This window comes from Shewanella sp. 6_MG-2023 (genome assembly GCF_030547195.1).
In the GTDB taxonomy this organism is placed as follows: domain Bacteria; phylum Pseudomonadota; class Gammaproteobacteria; order Enterobacterales; family Shewanellaceae; genus Shewanella.
Genome location: NZ_JAUOQU010000065.1, coordinates 1 through 2,379, shown reverse-complemented (window position 1 = coordinate 2,379; position 2,379 = coordinate 1). Strand labels below are relative to the sequence as shown.

Annotated in this window: 1 protein-coding gene and 2 tRNA genes; 2 read left to right on the top strand and 1 reads right to left on the bottom strand. The window is 42.5% G+C overall.

The features are described from left to right. Positions 1 to 76: transfer RNA gene (locus Q4533_RS19530), tRNA-Val, on the bottom strand. 423 nt (positions 77 to 499) lie between these two features. Between Q4533_RS19530 and gltX the strand changes: the two genes are divergently transcribed. Beyond that, on the top strand, positions 500 to 1,909 hold the full coding sequence (gene gltX, locus Q4533_RS19525) for a glutamate--tRNA ligase (RefSeq protein WP_102436489.1): 1,410 nt from the start codon (positions 500 to 502) through the stop codon (positions 1,907 to 1,909). A gap of 105 nt (positions 1,910 to 2,014) precedes the next feature. Continuing rightward, a tRNA-Ala gene (locus tag Q4533_RS19520) sits at positions 2,015 to 2,090 on the top strand. Positions 2,091 to 2,379 lie beyond the last annotated feature (289 nt).

Sequence of the window (2,379 nt, the reverse complement as noted above, 5' to 3'; positions counted from 1 at the left end):
TGGTGGTCGATACTGGGCTCGAACCAGTGACCCCCTCCTTGTAAGGGAGGTGCTCTCCCAGCTGAGCTAATCGACCTCGCTGTGTGGGGCCGTATTATAGGGAGCAACGAAATACTGTCAACGACTTTTTGATTAAAAAAGTTCAGGCGCGCTAAAAACAGCCGTCTTGGTTGATTGTTAGACGCATTAGACCGCCTTTTGCTGACATCAACCAGATTTTGGCGAATAAATAACATCTCACTATTGATAAGCCCCCTATTATATTCTTTCTGCCTCCACTAATACCTGTTAGTTAGTAGACTACTACTAACCTTTATATTCAAACTTAAATTGATTGCGCAATATTAGATGACGTTGACTATAGTGAATGCCTGCTCCACAAGAATGAAAATAACAAGAGTGGAACTCGCATAATGTGGTGGTTTGGGTATAGAATATCGGCCACTTTATTATATCTGTCTTTATATAGACGTTTTCAGAAATAGGTCAGTGTCCCATTATGACAACTAAGACGCGTTTTGCTCCAAGCCCAACAGGCTTTTTACATGTAGGTGGTGCTCGTACAGCACTTTATTCTTGGCTATATGCTCGTGCGAACCAAGGTGAGTTTGTTTTACGTGTAGAAGATACAGATATTGAACGTTCAACACCTGAAGCTTGCGCTGCGATCTTAGAAGGTATGGAGTGGTTAGGCTTAACTTGGGATGAAGGCCCGTATTACCAAACCAAGCGCTTTGATCGTTACAATGAAATCATTGCTCAAATGCTAGAACAAGGCAGTGCATATAAGTGTTACTGCTCACGTGAGCGTATTGAAGCAATGCGTGAAGAACAAGCTGCTAATGGTGAGTCTCAAAAATATGATGGCCATTGTCGTAACTTAGCGCCACGTGAAACTGACGAGCCGTTTGTTATTCGTTTCAAAAACCCTACAGAAGGTAGTGTGGTATTTGATGATCATGTTCGTGGTCGCATCGAATTTGCTAACGATACTTTAGATGATTTGATCATTGCCCGAACTGAAGGCACGCCAACTTATAACTTCTGTGTAGTTGTTGATGACTGGGACATGGGGATCACTTGTGTTGTACGCGGTGAAGATCACATCAATAACACCCCTCGCCAAATTAATATTTTAAAAGCATTAGGTGCACCTGTTCCTGAATATGCGCACGTATCAATGATTTTAGGCGACGATGGCGCTAAATTATCAAAACGTCATGGCGCAGTTGGCGTAATGCAATACCGTGATGATGGCTATTTACCTGAAGCCCTATTGAACTACTTAGTTCGTTTAGGTTGGTCACATGGCGATCAAGAAGTATTCTCAATTGATGAAATGATTTCATTATTTAAATTAGATGACATCAACAAAGCAGCTTCTGCATTCAATACTGACAAATTAAATTGGCTAAACCAGCATTACATTAAAGAGTCGGCACCAGAATATGTTGCAGGCCACCTTCAATGGCATATGGATGACCAAAAAATTGATACCACAAACGGCCCTGCTTTAGCTGAAGTTGTCACAGCACTTGCAGAAAGAGCGAAAACCTTAAAAGAGTTAGCCGCATCTAGTCGCTACTTCTATGAAGATTTCGACGCTTTTGATGAAAATGCAGCGAAAAAGCACTTGCGTGGTGTTGCAATGGAACCACTTAAGTTAATCCAACAAAAAATTTCTGCTCTATCTGATTGGTCTGTTGAAGCAATTCATCAAGCAATTGAAGACACCGCAGCAGAACTTGAAGTAGGAATGGGTAAAGTTGGAATGCCTTTACGTGTCGCTGTTACAGGCGCCGGAATGTCACCTGCTGTAGATTTAACCTTATTTCTCATTGGAAAGGCTCGTTGCGAACAAAGAATATCCAAAGCGATTGATTTTGTAGCAGCTAGAATAAATTCTTAAAAAACGAGTTGACACTTTTGGGCAGGCTGCATAAAATGCGCCCCGTACTTGAGACACGATGTGATTATTTATCGCAGCATGTCCAAATGCAATTTGTAAAGTTGAGGGGCTATAGCTCAGCTGGGAGAGCGCTTCGCTGGCAGCGAAGAGGTCCACGGTTCGATCCCGTGTAGCTCCACCAATTTTACAACAATTCAAGCGTTAAGTTTTAGCCTACAGAACTTAATGAGTTATTCACTCTTTGCAGAGTTTAATGCAGTCCGGGTCCCCTTCGATTAAAGAAGAGATGCCTAGGACACCGCGCTATTTTTATTAAGAGCACGGCGGTTTCACTTTAATAGCCTTCTAAAGTGTTACTTATAGGTCTTCGTTATATTAGAAGTAAAACAATATGTCCGGGTCCCCTTCGTCTAGAGGCCTAGGACACCGCCCTTTCACGGCGGTAACAGGGGTTCGAATCCCCTAGGGGA